Source organism: Mesonia maritima, from assembly GCF_042433895.1.
GTDB lineage: Bacteria > Bacteroidota > Bacteroidia > Flavobacteriales > Flavobacteriaceae > Mesonia > Mesonia maritima.
In genome coordinates, this window is record NZ_JBHLUA010000027.1 from 137,148 (window position 1) to 150,608 (window position 13,461).

Annotated in this window: 12 protein-coding genes; 11 read left to right on the forward strand and 1 reads right to left on the reverse strand. The window is 35.0% G+C overall.

The window, feature by feature from the left end; all coding sequences use genetic code 11:
• The first annotated feature begins 2 nt into the window (after positions 1-2).
• The 5 genes from ACFFGL_RS14280 to ACFFGL_RS14300 all read left to right on the forward strand — a co-directional run bounded on the left by ACFFGL_RS14280 (position 3) and on the right by ACFFGL_RS14300 (position 6,730).
• The gene (locus ACFFGL_RS14280; protein ID WP_309727725.1) at positions 3-350 is read left to right on the forward strand and encodes a four helix bundle protein; all 348 of its coding nucleotides are present in this window, start codon (positions 3-5) and stop codon (positions 348-350) included.
• Positions 351-391: 41 nt separating this feature from the next.
• The gene (locus tag ACFFGL_RS14285; protein ID WP_309727726.1) at positions 392-1,582 is read left to right on the forward strand and encodes an acetyl-CoA C-acyltransferase; all 1,191 of its coding nucleotides are present in this window, start codon (positions 392-394) and stop codon (positions 1,580-1,582) included.
• A 58-nt stretch (positions 1,583-1,640) separates the two neighbouring features.
• Entirely contained in the window at positions 1,641-3,449 is a 1,809-nt protein-coding gene (locus ACFFGL_RS14290) for an acyl-CoA dehydrogenase family protein (RefSeq protein ID WP_309727727.1), read from the forward strand.
• A 130-nt stretch (positions 3,450-3,579) separates the two neighbouring features.
• Positions 3,580-5,373, forward strand: a complete 1,794-nt coding sequence (locus tag ACFFGL_RS14295) for a mechanosensitive ion channel family protein (protein WP_309727728.1) — start codon at positions 3,580-3,582, stop codon at positions 5,371-5,373.
• Entirely contained in the window at positions 5,363-6,730 is a 1,368-nt protein-coding gene (locus ACFFGL_RS14300; protein WP_309727729.1) for a M28 family metallopeptidase, read from the forward strand. Before ACFFGL_RS14295 ends, ACFFGL_RS14300 begins: the two co-directional genes overlap by 11 nt.
• Positions 6,731-6,733: 3 nt before the next feature.
• On the opposite strand, the gene ACFFGL_RS14305 is transcribed toward ACFFGL_RS14300, so the two are convergent.
• Entirely contained in the window at positions 6,734-7,696 is a 963-nt protein-coding gene (locus ACFFGL_RS14305; protein WP_309727730.1) for an App1 family protein, read from the reverse strand.
• A gap of 74 nt (positions 7,697-7,770) precedes the next feature.
• Here ACFFGL_RS14305 and ACFFGL_RS14310 point away from each other — a divergent pair, with 74 nt between their 5' ends.
• The 6 genes from ACFFGL_RS14310 to ACFFGL_RS14335 all read left to right on the forward strand — a co-directional run bounded on the left by ACFFGL_RS14310 (position 7,771) and on the right by ACFFGL_RS14335 (position 13,446).
• Positions 7,771-8,631, forward strand: coding sequence for a diacylglycerol/lipid kinase family protein (locus ACFFGL_RS14310; RefSeq protein WP_309727731.1), 861 nt, complete (start codon positions 7,771-7,773; stop codon positions 8,629-8,631).
• Between the two features lie 95 nt (positions 8,632-8,726).
• The gene (locus tag ACFFGL_RS14315) at positions 8,727-9,557 is read left to right on the forward strand and encodes a hypothetical protein (RefSeq protein ID WP_309727732.1); all 831 of its coding nucleotides are present in this window, start codon (positions 8,727-8,729) and stop codon (positions 9,555-9,557) included.
• 105 nt (positions 9,558-9,662) lie between these two features.
• A complete protein-coding gene (locus tag ACFFGL_RS14320) occupies positions 9,663-10,193 on the forward strand; it encodes an RNA polymerase sigma factor (protein ID WP_309727733.1) in 531 nt (176 codons plus the stop codon).
• Entirely contained in the window at positions 10,190-10,984 is a 795-nt protein-coding gene (locus ACFFGL_RS14325; protein WP_309727734.1) for an anti-sigma factor, read from the forward strand. The genes ACFFGL_RS14320 and ACFFGL_RS14325 overlap by 4 nt, the downstream gene beginning before the upstream one ends.
• Positions 10,985-11,206: 222 nt before the next feature.
• Positions 11,207-12,397 (forward strand): LETM1-related biofilm-associated protein, encoded by a 1,191-nt coding sequence (locus tag ACFFGL_RS14330; protein ID WP_309727735.1) that lies wholly within the window; start codon positions 11,207-11,209, stop codon positions 12,395-12,397.
• A gap of 56 nt (positions 12,398-12,453) precedes the next feature.
• Complete coding sequence (locus ACFFGL_RS14335) at positions 12,454-13,446, forward strand: T9SS type A sorting domain-containing protein (protein ID WP_309727736.1); 993 nt, start codon at positions 12,454-12,456, stop codon at positions 13,444-13,446.
• Positions 13,447-13,461: the final 15 nt, after the last annotated feature.

Consider the following 13,461-nt stretch of genomic DNA (forward strand, 5'->3'; position numbering starts at 1 on the left):
CTATGAATTATTTCAAAGAGTTAAAAGTTTGGCAGAATGCTATCGATTTGGTTACTGCAACTTATAAGAAAAGTCAAGAGTTTCCAAACGAAGAGCTTTACGGATTGACGTCTCAGATTAGAAGATCTGCAGTTTCAATTCCTTCAAACATAGCAGAAGGTTGTGGAAGAAAAACAAATAAAGATTTTGCTAACTTTTTGGGTATATCTCTTGGATCGGCATTCGAATTAGAAACGCAGTTGATAATTGCAAAAAATCTAAATTTTATGAATTTAGATGATTTTAAAATTCTTGAAAATGAAATTCGTCATATTCAGAATATGATTATCAAACTACAATCAACATTATAACTAGATAATTTCAATATACATTATACAAAATACAATATACAATGAATAAGACAGCATATATAGTAAAAGCATACAGAACAGCCGTAGGAAAAGCTTCCCGCGGGGTTTTTAGATTTAAAAGACCAGATGAATTGGCGGCGGAAACCATCGAATATATGATGGATAAATTGCCCGAATTCGATAAAAAAAGAATCGACGATGTCATCGTAGGAAACGCTATGCCGGAAGCCGAGCAAGGTTTAAACGTGGGAAGGCTCATTTCGTTAATGGGACTTAAAATTGAAGATGTTCCCGGAATGACAGTAAACCGTTATTGCGCTTCAGGACTGGAAACTATTGCTATCGCTTCCGCAAAAATTCAAAGCGGAATGGCAGATTGTATCATTGCCGGTGGCGCGGAAAGTATGAGTTATATCCCGATGGGAGGTTACAAACCGGTTCCCGATTATAAATTAGCCAAAGAAGGCCATGAAGATTATTATTGGGGAATGGGATTAACCGCCGAAGCGGTAGCAAATAAATACAAGGTTTCTCGCGAAGATCAAGATGAATTCGCTTTTCAATCGCATCAAAAAGCTTTGCGAGCACAACATGAAGATCGTTTTCAAGAGCAAATTGTTCCCATAAATATTGAACAAACCTTTGTGGAAGATGGAAAAAAGAAAACGAAAAAGTATACCGTAAACAAAGATGAAGGTCCGCGTGAAGATACCTCCATCGAAGCCTTGGGAAGATTAAAGCCTGTCTTTGCTGAAGGAGGAAGCGTAACTGCCGGAAACTCTTCACAAACAAGTGATGGAGCTGCTTTTGTAATGGTAATGAGTGAAGAAATGGTAAAAGAATTGAAACTTGAACCCATTGCCAGAATGGTGAGTTATGCGCCCGTAGGTGTTGAACCAAAAATTATGGGAATTGGACCTGTGCATGCGGTTCCAAAAGCATTAAAACAAGCCGGACTAAAACAAAGTGATATGGAATTGTTTGAGTTGAATGAAGCTTTCGCTTCGCAATCGCTTGCCGTAATTCGTGAACTTGGTTTAGATCAGGAAAAAGTAAATGTAAACGGTGGCGCTATTTCTATGGGGCATCCCTTAGGTTGTACAGGCGCTAAACTTTCCGTGCAAATTTTTGATGAAATGCGTAAAAGAAAGCTGAATGATAAATATTGCATGGTAACCATGTGTGTTGGTACGGGACAAGGTGCAGCAGGAGTTTATGAATTCCTTTCTTAAAAAAAATTGATTAAAACAAACTGAAATTATACCTACTTAAAGACTTAAATTTATAAACATGAGTACAGACACAAAAGACAAACTTCGCGGCGGACAGTTTTTAGTAAAGGAAACTAAATGCGAAGACATATTCACTCCTGAAGATTTTAACGAGGAGCAAAAAATGATGCGTGATTCGGTTAAAGAATTTGTAGATCGCGAGATTTGGCCGAAAAAAGAAGAGTTTGAAAAGAAGAACTATAAATTAACCGAAGAGATCATGGCTAAAGCCGGAGAGCTTGGTTTTCTCGGTGTTGCAGTTCCCGAAGAATATGACGGACTCGGAATGGGCTTTGTTTCAACCATGTTGGTTTGTGATTATATTTCCGGAGCTACAGGCTCTATCGCAACTGCTTTTGGAGCGCATACCGGAATTGGAACCATGCCCATTACGCTTTACGGTACTGAAGAACAAAAGAAAAAATATGTTCCAAAATTGGCAACCGGCGAATGGTTTGGCGCGTATTGCTTAACTGAGCCGGGAGCGGGAAGTGACGCGAATTCAGGGAAAACTAAAGCTGTACTTTCTGATGATGGAAAACATTATAGCATCAGCGGACAAAAAATGTGGATCTCCAATGCAGGTTTTGCAGATCTTTTTATCGTGTTCGCCAGAATTGAAGATGACAAAAACATCACCGGATTTATTGTTGAATACGACAAAGAAAATCCGAATGGAATGTCTTTTGGCGATGAAGAAAAGAAATTAGGAATTCACTCCTCTTCTACTCGACAGGTATTTTTCAATGAAACAAAAGTACCGGTAGAAAATATGCTATCCGAAAGAGGCAACGGATTCAAAATTGCGATGAACGCGCTAAATGTTGGTCGTATTAAATTAGCTGCCGCTTGTCTCGATGCGCAACGAAGAGTAACCAATAGCGCTGTGAAATATGCGAATGATCGTGTGCAGTTTGATACACCGATCGCAAAATTTGGTGCCATCAAATATAAATTAGCCGAAATGGCGACTTCAGCTTATGTAGGTGAAGCAGCTTCTTATCGTGCAGCAAAAGATATTGAAGATCGGATTCAAATTCGTCAAGATAACGGAAGTTCGCATGCCGAAGCAGAATTAAAAGGGGTTGAAGAATATGCTATAGAATGTTCTATTTTAAAAGTAGCGTGTTCCGAAGATATTCAAAATTGTAGCGACGAAGGTATTCAAGTTTTCGGGGGAATGGGATTCTCTGCAGACACGCCTATGGAATCGGCTTGGCGAGACGCGCGTATTTCTAGAATTTACGAAGGAACCAACGAAATTAACCGCATGCTCGCGGTAGGAATGTTGGTTAAAAAAGCGATGAAAGGGCACGTAGATTTGTTAGGTCCGGCGCAAGCTGTGGCAGATGAACTTACCGGAATTCCTTCTATGGATAAACCTGATTATTCAGAATTATTTGCGGAAGAAAAAGAAATGGTGGCAAAATTGAAAAAAGTATTTTTAATGACTGCCGGAAGTGCGGTACAGAAATTTGGACCGGATTTAGAAGAGCATCAGCAGTTATTATTAGCTTCAGCCGATATTCTTATTGAAATTTATATGGCAGAATCTGGAATTTTAAGAGCTGAAAAGAATGCGAAACGTTTTGGGGAAGACAACCAAAAAGAGCAAATCGCAATGGCGAAATTATATTTATACCACGCGGTAGATAAAGTAAACCAAAAAGCGAAAGAAGGAATTGTTTCGTTTGCAACAGGCGATGAACAACGCATGATGCTTATGGGACTTAAACGTTTTACAAAATACCAAAATCAGCCAAACGTTGTTGAATTGAGAAACACGATTGCTGAAAAATTAACTTCAGAAAATAAATATTGTTTTTAAGTTAAGTTAGTTTATTTTTTGAGTAAAAGCCGCACAAACACGTGCGGCTTTTTTTATTCCGTCTTTAAAATGCTTAGATTTAACAAAACGATAATAATTTCTACAAAAGAATCATTGTAAATTGAAAATTATGAGAAAAAGCTATCTTTTACCACTTACTTTTCTATTTGCATTTTTAGGTATTATAAATCTTTCAACGGCAAATAATCTTTCGGTTGTTCTACAAGATTCTACAGATTCTAAAAATAACACTTCACTTCCATCCAAAGAGCCCGTTCTTCAAGATGGCGATTATAAAGCAAACGCTATTGAAGAATACAAAGAGGCGTATTATGTTTTAGATCGGCTAAATAAATCGATTGGTTTACCTCCTAATAAATTCAATTTACAATCACCACAAGCAACCTTAGAGCATTTTATACTCAATGCAAGAAATAATGATTTTGAGAGTGCAGCTTATGCGTTGAATCTAAATTTATTACCGGATAACATAACCAATGAAGAAGCTGCTTTATTAGCTGAAAAATTATATTTTGTAATCAATCAACGTGTTCGAATTAATTGGGATGACCTATCAGATCGACCTGACGGACAAATTGATATTAGCACCACTACCAATAAAGCCGTAGCGGGAAAGCCTCGAAGAAGTGTCGTTTTTGGCTCGGTAGATTTAAAAGGTAGAGATATTATTTTCAGGCTACAGCGTATTAAGTACAAAGATTATGGTGCATTTTGGCTAATTTCTTCCAATACTGTTGAAAATATCGATCCGCTATACGCTGTTTACGGACCAAGAGAATTAGATAGAATGATGCCGGATTGGGCGAGAATTAAATTCTGGAGCATGCCAATCTGGAAATTTGTTGGTGCTTTTATACTCCTTCTGCTTTGTTATTTTATTGGAAAATTTACCATCTATATTCTTAGAAAGCTTTTTCTAAAATCAGATAAATTATGGTTGCATCATATTGCCGATAAATTAGCCGCCCCAGCGGGAATCGCTATAAGCGTTTTGAGTTTTTATATTTTACTGAATAAACTCATTTCATTTGCGGGCACTTTTGCAAGTGTGATTTATGCGGTCTTGTTAATTGTAGTTATTGTTTCGATTACATGGTTTTTTATGCGATTAATCGACTATTTTATGATGTATGTCGCTGAAAACAAAATTGGAGATACCAGTGCTGAAGAAAACTCGGAAGCGCGACGAATGCTAACCTATATTTCGGTAGCGCGTAGAATTTTAACCTTTGTCGTGATAATTATCGGGGCTTCTGTAATTTTATCTCAATTCCGCTCCTTAGAAAAATTAGGAATTTCTTTATTGGCTTCCGCCGGAGTTGCGACGGTAGTTTTAGGTATCGCAGCACAAAGTACCTTAGGAAATATTGTAGCGGGAATTCAAATTGCTATTACCAAACCTGCACGAATTGGAGACACCATCATTATTGATGAAGATTGGGGTTATGTTGAAGATATTCGCTTCACCTATATGGTAGTAAGAACCTGGGATTGGCGCAGATTAGTAGTGCCGTTAAAATATATTATTTCAAACACCTTCGAAAACTGGTCAATGACGAGCGCGCATCAAATTCGCCCCATCATTTTATATGCGGATTATCGAATTAATGTTAAAAAAATACGCGAAAAGTTTGAAGAATTACTAGAAGGAAAAGACAATTGGGATGAAGATCATCCGCCAATTGTTCAAGTGGTAGATACTACTGAAAAAGCTATAAAAATTAGATGTTTATGTAGTTCTAAAGATGCTTCTTCCACGTGGGATTTACATTGTGAGTTACGCGAAGAATTGGTAAGTTTTATAGCCGATTTAGAAGACGGAAATCATTTATCGAAATCGCGTGTTCAACTACAAAATAGAGAGTTTCCGAAACAAAAAAACACTTCAGATAATGAGGATTAATCGCTTGCAGGTTTGCTTGAAATTCACGTTAATTTTTCTACTATTAATTTCAACGCAATCTATTTACGCGCAACAAACCGACGCGCGTTTATATGAAATTATTGAAAAAGTTTCAGCTGACCGTATTAAAAATTCTGTACAAACCTTAGTCAATTTTGGTACACGAAATACCTTTAGCGATACTACTTCAAACACCAGAGGAATTGGCGCTGCAAGACGTTGGATTAAAGCCGAATTCGATAGAATTTCTGAAAAATGTAATAACTGCTTAGAGGTTTTTTATCAACGAAAATTAGTCACCCCGGAAGATGGCGACAGAATTCCTAAAAAAGCCTATATCGTAAATGTAGTTACTATTCAACGCGGAACAGAAAACCCGAATAATTATGTGATGATGAGCGGCGATATCGATTCCCGCGCAAGCAATACCACGGATTTTACTACCGATGCGCCGGGAGCAAATGATAATGCCAGCGGAATGGCGGGAACTCTTGAAGCAGCAAGAGTTTTAAGTAATTATTCCTTTAAAAATAGCATTGTATATGTGGGGCTGTCGGGCGAAGAACAAGGTTTATTCGGGGGTAAATTTTTAGCCGAATATGCAAAAGAAAATGACTGGAATATTATTGGCGTTTTTAATAACGATATGATCGGAAATATTGAAGGGGTCGATGGCGTAATTGACAATAGAAGTTTTAGAATTTTTTCTGAACCGGTAGATCCTACTGAAAGCGAAGAAGAACAAACGATGCGACGATATTATGGTGGTGAAGTCGATGGAATTTCACGTCAATTAGCGCGCTATGTTTATAAAACCACTAAAACCTATATGCCAGAAATGAACCCGATGTTGATTTATCGCTTAGACCGTTTTGGCCGTGGCGGTCATCATAAACCATTTAATGATTTAGGTTTCGCCGGAATTAGAATTATGGAAGCGCATGAAAATTATAATCTTCAACATCAAGATGTGCGAGAAGAAAACGGAATAAAATATGGCGATGTAATTGAAGGCGTAAATTTTGGTTACGCTAAAAAACTAACGGCGGTAAATGCTATAAATTTAGCCTCGTTAGCTTGGGCTCCACCCGCTCCAAAAAATGTTAGCATCGGTGGAATTGTAGAACCTTCAGCTAAATTAAAATGGGATAAAATTGACAATGAAAATATTGCTGGGTATAAAATATATTGGCGAAAAACAACTTCACCCACTTGGGACAATTCTCGCTTTGTAGGAAATGTAAATCAATTTACATTGGAAGGAATTGTCATCGATAATTTCTTTTTTGGTTTGGCAACCGTTGGAAAAAACGGACATGAAAGTGTGGTAACTTTTCCTTCTTCGGTATTCCGCTAAAATTTAAACTAGATATTTTTTTGTATGCGCTTGGGCTTCTTTACTACTTGCAAAATAACAAGTTCGCACATCCATACTTTCCATATTTTCTAATCTTTTTATAATATGGCTTTTTTTAGAGGATTTTGTTTGCCGAATATAAACCGTGCTAATATTTTCGGGAAATGTCTTGCAAATTTCTTCGTAAATTTTTGCGTCTTTTTGCGAATCGTCACCTAAGAGAATAAAGCGTAATTCAGGGTAAAATTCAACTAAATGTTTAATCTTATAAAATTTGTGGTTGTGACTTCCGCCACCGGTAAATAAAAAATCTGCAACCCCGGTTTTTATATCTTTTAATTTTAAAACCGCTTTCGGGAAATCGTGCATTCTGGTAAACTGGATAATAAAATTGTACAAATTCCATTCACTGCTGCTTACATAAAAAAACGCGTTGCTTCCGTGTTCATCATTTTTATTTAATTGATTTAACACACGATAGTGGTCTACAACTTCTTCAAAAACGTGGCGCTTGTTTATATTTTTAGTCAGTAAGACATACATTTTTTTAAAGAAATTTCCACTATGGGAAATTAAAAACGTGTCATCGATATCAGAAATGACGGCGTATTCGCCCGGGAAAGGTTTTATAAATTCTCCTTTAGATTTTACAATTTCATCATCAACCACCGCTTCAACCTCAAATTTATGCCAACCACTATCTAAACTTTTATCATACGGAAACGTCATTCGAAAATGACCATCTTCTAAGGTTTTGGTACTCACCTCTTTTCCTTTAAATTTAAAGGTAACCTTTTTATTTCCTAAGGTTTTTATGGTAAACATTCTAATTACAGCCCAAGCATGTTTATACCAACGCTTATTTAAATCGTAAATATCGGGTGCGTGCTTTCTAAAGATATGACCCAAAACCACAATTTCACGCTCGTTTGCGTATCCGCGATAAACTTTAATTGCTAATTTCATATAAATTAAGGAAATAATAACGCTCTGGCTAGAGCGAATTAAATACTTTAGCAAAGTAATATTTTTATTAGAATATGGAAATTTTTATAGTCATAAATCCCGTAAGTGGTGACGAAAATAAAGCCGAATTATTAAAAGCGGTAAAAAAACAATTAACCGAGAATGATTCCTTAGATATTTTTAAAACCACAGGTGAAAATGATGCGGAAAAAATAAATGAAAAATTATCAGCTAAAAAATACGATCGCGTATTAATTGCTGGGGGTGACGGAACGATAAAATTAGTGGCCGAAGCAATGGGCGAAAATAAAATTAGCATCGGAATTTTACCCGCCGGTTCTGCCAATGGTTTAGCCAAAGATTTAAATTTACCCGAAGAAGCCGAAGATTTTATAAAAGCCGCCTTAGGAAAAGAAATTAGAGAGATCGACGCGATTAAAATTAATGGGGAATTAAGTTTACATATAAGTGATTTTGGCTTAAATGCTGAATTAATTAAAGAATTTGAAGGCAGCAATTTTAGAGGAAAATTAGGCTACGCGTTAAACAGTATTCCTACACTTTTTCAGAATAAAGGTCCGTTTGATTTTACCATTGAAACCGGAAAAGAAACTTTAGAGCGAAAAGCCATTATGGTCGCTTTTGCAAACAGTAAGAAATTTGGAACCGGCGCGATTGTAAATCCTGATGGAAAAATGGACGATGGTGTTTTTGAAGTCCTGATTTTTAAGAAATTCGATATTATTGAAATTCTGAAAACAATGAATGAAGGCGCAAAACTTTCTTCAGATTTTGTGGAAATTATTTCAGTTAAAAAAGCAAACGTAAAAGCTAAAAAACCGATCGCCTTTCAAATCGATGGTGAATTTTGTCAGGAAATTGAAGAAGCAACGGCAGAAATTTTGCCCAAAAAATTAGCGATTGCTGTCGGATAAATTCAGTGACCGCAATTGTTAAGCTTTATTTAAATTATTTGTATTCTATATACTTGAATGTAAATTTACACATCACTAACAAAATATGTTCAATTATGAAAAAAATCACGCTTTTTTTAGCCTTATCGACAATGATTTTGGCAACTTCTTGTAAAGACGATAAGAAGAAAGACGACAATATGGATGCTGAAACTGAAATGAATTCAGCTGAAGATCAAGAAATGGATGAAATGGATACTGAGGAAGCAGAAATTACGCTTTCCAAGTTAGAAGGTTCTCCTGAATTTAACGATGCTTCTTTAAAAATGACGCTTCCTAATGCTATGAAAGTTCCTGCGGGTGAAGTAACTTTTGCTTTTGATGTGGAAAATTATGATTTAGCTGCGCCAACAAAAACCGATATGGATTTAGGTTTAGCGGAATCTGATAAAGGGCAACACGTTCATTTTATTTTAGATAACGCTCCTTATTCTGCACATTACGAAGATTCTTTCAGCAAAGATTTAACGCAAGGAGATCACGTAGTATTGGCTTTTTTATCTAGATCTTACCACGAATCTGTAAAAAACCCAAATTCATTTGTACTTCAAAAAATGTCGGTAGGTAATCCTACAGAAGATCAACAATTAGATGTAGATTTTTCTGCTCCACATATGTTTTACAGCAGACCTAAAGGAACATATAAAGGAGACGATACTAAAAAAGTATTGCTAGATTTCTTCCTTGTAAATACAGATTTAACCAATCATAAAGTAAGAGCAACTATTAACGGTCAAGAATTTATGATCGACGAATGGGTTCCTTACGTAATGGAAGGTTTACCAATGGGAGAAAATACCATTAAATTAGAGCTTTTAGATGAAAATGGAGAACTTGTAAAAAGTCCATTTAATCCGGTAGAAAGAACGGTAACGCTAGAAGAATAGTTCTATCTAACCCTATAGAATTAAAAAAGGCTGTCGTTTGACAGCCTTTTTTAATATAGGAACAATATTTTTAATATATTTAGCCAACCACTCTAACAAATCTATATGCAACCTGACGGATTAATTGCTGAATTGCAACAAAAAAACCCTAAAGCTTTTGAACGAATTTACGAACGATACTCAGAAAGTACATTTGGTATAATTTATAGCATTGTAAACGAACAAACAATCGCTGAAGAAATACTACAAGATGTGTTTATAAAAGTCTGGAATAATGCAGAATCGTATGATGCTTCTAAAGGAAGATTTTTTACTTGGCTTTTAAACATCGCGCGAAATACCGCAATTGACGCTACTCGCTCTAAAAGTTTTAAAAACACGAAAAAAAACTTAACCGCAGATTATTTCGTAGATATACTGGAAGAGAAAAACAGCTTTTCAAGCAAAGTTGATGCGATTGGAATTAAAAAATACATTGAAGTTTTAAAACCTATTTGTAAAAAAATAATAGACCTACTCTACTTTAAAGGTTTTACCCAAGTCGACGCATCTAAAGAATTAGAAATGCCGTTAGGAACATTAAAAACTAGAAATAGAAATTGCATTAATAAGCTTAGGGAAATTTTAGTACCATGAAAAACATTCAGCAATATATAGATTCAGGCATTTTAGAACTTTACATCTACGGAGCACTTTCTGAAGAAGAAAGTAAAGCCGTAAGTGCAGAGCTTAAAAAATATCCCGAAATAAAAAAGGAAGTTGAAGAAATTGAAAAAGCTTTAGAAAGTTTAGCTTCAGCTGTTGCACCGTATAATCCCGAAGAATTATTTAAAACAATTCAGACTAAAGTTGAAAACGCTACGGGAACCATTCCTATACATAGAAAAAGTAAAAAACGACAGATTGTACTCTATATTGGTTGGGCGGCCAGTATTTTATTACTTATCGGTTTATTTACCGTGCTGAATGAAAATAGAGAATTACGCGACGCGCTGCGTTCATCTAAAGCGCAAAACGCGTTGGTAGAACAAGAAATTGAAAATGCCCGCGAAGATGCCGCACAAGCTCAGGAATTATTAAATGTCTATCGAGATAGAAATATTGTAAAAATTCCGCTTGGTGGACAGCAAGTTGCGCCAAACGCTTATGCCGAAGTCCATTGGGACAAAAAAGACAACAAAGTTTATATAGATGCTAAAGATCTTCCAACGCCACCGGAAGGAAAAGAATATCAAGTTTGGTCACTAACATTAGACCCGTTGTCGCCAACAAGCATCGGTTTGTTATCTAATTTTAAAGAAGATGATAATAAAATATTTATTCTGGAAAACCCGAATTCTTCACAAGCTTTTGGAATTACATTAGAACCTAAAGGCGGAAGTAAAACCCCAACAATGGAACAACTTTATACCCTCGGGAAAGTGTAAAAAATAATTTAGCATTCGAAAACAAAAGAAAAAAAGCCTGTTTCAAAATTGAAGCAGGCTTTTCAACAACTAACAAAAAACTCTAAAAAAACTGTTGTTTGCGTCAATTTCATAGCAATTTTGAACGCTCACGTTATGTATTACATTTACGAAGTTTTAATATCTTTGGTTTTTTATTTTCTAAAAATATTTTGCCTGATTATTTAACTTAAGCCATTTACTATGAATCCTTCAGCCTCAGGTTGGATTAACAAACACTTTCCAAAAGCAATTTTATTTTCTGAAAAGAAATATTCTGCTGAAGCGTTTTATGAAAATCTACGAGCAACGGGATTTATCTATGCCAACAGTGTTTCTACTTTAACGTATCAAAATGAAAAAGTGCTGGTAGATTTAACTACGGAAGAAATTACTAAAATAAATTTATTCGATTCGTTGGTAGTTACCTATTACGCTTCTAGCGAAAATCCAACAAAACAAGATTGCTTAGAAAAAATTGTGGCTTTTTATAAATTGCTAGAGAAACAAAATAATTCTTTTTTTAAAATTTCCCTTTTTAAAAGTTCTTCGGAAGAAAAGCTGGAGAAAATTCTTCAACATCGCATTCAAACTAATGAAAATTTAGTTCAGAAAAACTTCAGCAATTTAATTACCAACGCATTATTATATATCGATGTGTTGGCTTTTCAGCATTATTTAGAAACTGAAGAAGATCCGTTTGCCTATAGTCAGCGTTTAGAAGCTTTATTTACCAACACTGTTTTATTAGCGTTTGAAGAAAAAGGAATGAAAAATAACTATGAAAAATTAATTTTACGCTTATTACAAAATTCGCTCCGCTACACCAAAATAACATCAACACTCAGCACTTTTGAAGAATTAAACTTTTCGACTTTACAATCTTATTCAGAAAAAAAATACCTGCTAGATTTAGCCTGTATTACCGTTTTTAGCGATGAAGAATTAGAAGAAAACGAACTTTTGTTTCTTAAAAAACTCGGCAAAGCACTTTCCTTTTCTGAAAAAATTGTAACCGAAGCGATCGACAATATGGTCTTCTTTTTAAAGAAACATAAATCGCAAATTACTTATTTTAGTTATAGCAACGCGGTAAAACACTTCTATAAAAACACGCATAGAATGGTTCGCGTTTTAATACTGCGGAATAAAAAAAGGCTAATTACAGAACTAAGTGAAAGCAAAGAATTGGTCGTTTTATTGAGCAAATCTACCCGGACAGAACTCAATGAAATTGAAAAGCAAAAAGTTAAAAGTCAGCTGTTAGATATTTGCAAATCTGTCCCGTCTTTGGCGATTTTTATTTTACCCGGTGGAAGTGTTTTATTGCCCATTCTCATTAAGTTTATCCCACAATTATTGCCTTCTGCATTCAATGAAAATAAAATTGAATAAAAAAATTTGTGGAATCATTTTTATTTTATATTTACCAATCTTTAATATATAAAAAAATGAAAAAAACTACTTTACTTTTTGTCCTTATTTTACTGGCATTCAGTATAAATGCCCAAAATAATTTTACCTATAATTTTTCTGCTACAAATGAAAATTATGCAGATTTAACCAATAGCACCTCCTTAAATAATGGAAATTATTGGGACGATCCTGATTTTACAATCCCCATTGGTTTTGACTTTGAAATTGCGGGTAAAACCTTATCAACAATTTATTTTTCTGAAGATATTGGCTACGGAGGAGAAATAACCGATCAGCAAATATTTGAGACAGAATTTATGGATTTCGCCGTTATTAGTAATGATATAGAAGATCGTGGCACGGAAAGCCCAAATTCTTCACTCTCTAACATTTCTTATACTGTAGAGGGAAATTCAGGAAATAGAATTTTTAAATTAGAATGGAACAATGCCGGTTTTTTAAATGATGGAACTAATCAAGATTTTATAAACATGCAGTTATGGTTATATGAAGGCAGCAATATTATAGAATATCGTTATGGACCTAGTTCTATCGAAAATCCTAGTGAATCTTATGAGGGTAACAGTGGTCCGACCGCATTTTTGCTCTTAGGTTATGATGGTAATTTAGAGGAAACTAGTAAGAATGTTTATATGCTTTCCGGCGATCCAGCTTCTCCTACCGTAACAGAAATTGCTAGTGGAAATGAGTTGGATTTAGGATACTTAAACAATGATATTCCAAACGGAACCGTTTATAGATTTACACCAGAAAACTTAAGTAATGAATCTTTTCAATTAGCGGCTATTTCACTTTACCCAAATCCGGTTGAAGAGAAACTTAACATTAAAACCTCACAAATAATTTCTTCGTTTTCAATTTATAATGCTTTAGGACAAGTGATCACTGAAAATACTGAGATTGAAAAAAACACAATTGACGTTTCTACTTTAGCTGAAGGAATTTATTTTATAAAAATGGAAACTGAAAACGGAACAAGTTCTACAAAGAAGTTTATTAAAAAATAAATTTACTAGTGGAAT

Excerpts from the sequence above, each read along its gene's own strand:
- ACFFGL_RS14300 (WP_309727729.1), top strand. The coding sequence starts at position 5,363 with ATGAGGATTAATCGCTTGCAGGTTTGCTTGAAATTCACGTTAATTTTT.
- ACFFGL_RS14290 (WP_309727727.1), top strand. The coding sequence starts at position 1,641 with ATGAGTACAGACACAAAAGACAAACTTCGCGGCGGACAGTTTTTAGTA.
- ACFFGL_RS14325 (WP_309727734.1), top strand. The coding sequence starts at position 10,190 with ATGAAAAACATTCAGCAATATATAGATTCAGGCATTTTAGAACTTTAC.
- ACFFGL_RS14330 (WP_309727735.1), top strand. The coding sequence starts at position 11,207 with ATGAATCCTTCAGCCTCAGGTTGGATTAACAAACACTTTCCAAAAGCA.
- ACFFGL_RS14305 (WP_309727730.1), bottom strand. The coding sequence starts at position 7,696 with ATGAAATTAGCAATTAAAGTTTATCGCGGATACGCAAACGAGCGTGAA.
- ACFFGL_RS14280 (WP_309727725.1), top strand. The coding sequence starts at position 3 with ATGAATTATTTCAAAGAGTTAAAAGTTTGGCAGAATGCTATCGATTTG.
- ACFFGL_RS14315 (WP_309727732.1), top strand. The coding sequence starts at position 8,727 with ATGAAAAAAATCACGCTTTTTTTAGCCTTATCGACAATGATTTTGGCA.
- ACFFGL_RS14310 (WP_309727731.1), top strand. The coding sequence starts at position 7,771 with ATGGAAATTTTTATAGTCATAAATCCCGTAAGTGGTGACGAAAATAAA.
- ACFFGL_RS14295 (WP_309727728.1), top strand. The coding sequence starts at position 3,580 with ATGAGAAAAAGCTATCTTTTACCACTTACTTTTCTATTTGCATTTTTA.
- ACFFGL_RS14335 (WP_309727736.1), top strand. The coding sequence starts at position 12,454 with ATGAAAAAAACTACTTTACTTTTTGTCCTTATTTTACTGGCATTCAGT.
- ACFFGL_RS14285 (WP_309727726.1), top strand. The coding sequence starts at position 392 with ATGAATAAGACAGCATATATAGTAAAAGCATACAGAACAGCCGTAGGA.
- ACFFGL_RS14320 (WP_309727733.1), top strand. The coding sequence starts at position 9,663 with ATGCAACCTGACGGATTAATTGCTGAATTGCAACAAAAAAACCCTAAA.